This window comes from Gluconobacter sp. P1D12_c, from assembly GCF_018812105.1.
GTDB classification, from domain to species: domain Bacteria; phylum Pseudomonadota; class Alphaproteobacteria; order Acetobacterales; family Acetobacteraceae; genus Gluconobacter; species Gluconobacter oxydans_A.
This window is the reverse complement of sequence record NZ_JACSIQ010000201.1, coordinates 1-581: the sequence shown is the minus strand read 5'-3', so window position 1 is coordinate 581 and position 581 is coordinate 1. Positions and strand designations below refer to the sequence as shown.

Annotated in this window: 1 protein-coding gene; it reads right to left on the bottom strand. The window is 59.2% G+C overall.

What is annotated here, in order from left to right; genetic code table 11:
* On the bottom strand, positions 1-581 hold a 581-nt coding region (locus tag KP705_RS16325; RefSeq protein ID WP_215765007.1), incomplete at both ends, for a Tn3 family transposase.

Below are 581 nucleotides of genomic sequence, written 5' to 3'. Positions count from 1 at the left end.
GCGTATCCGGCCTCGCTGATATGCCAGTCATGCAGATGCGCCAACTGGCGCAGGGTGGCACCCTGACAGGTGTCGGCCATGCGTGTCAGACCAAGATTAATCCCATCCGCCAGGATCACCGTCAGCAGGGCGTTTTTGTCATCCGCGACACGGCTGGAACGGCGATGGGTAAAGCAGTCGGTGAAGCTGATCCAGCGGTCCACTTCCAGCAGAAGATCAGTAATCTTGATGCGTGGCAGCCGGTCGTAAGCCGCCCGCCTCAACTCTTCCACAGCAGGGGGTGTAATTGCTTTCAGAGGCGAAATCACAAGACCATGTGCATCAAGCCGGACCTGTGACAACTCGCCCTTCCTGGCAAGAGCCGTCACCCGGTTCAGCGCGGTTTCCAGCACTGCACGCCGTTGAGAAAGGAACGTGTCAGCCGTAGCATTGATCGCCAGAGGCAACGGTCCTTGCGCGCGCATCGCTGCAAACGTGGCTTCCGGAAGAAGGTAGGTGTCGAATGCGCGGTATTGGCGACTTTCCGTTACCCAGATGTCTCCGGCACGCAGACGCTCGCGCAGCTGGGTCAGAACACAGAG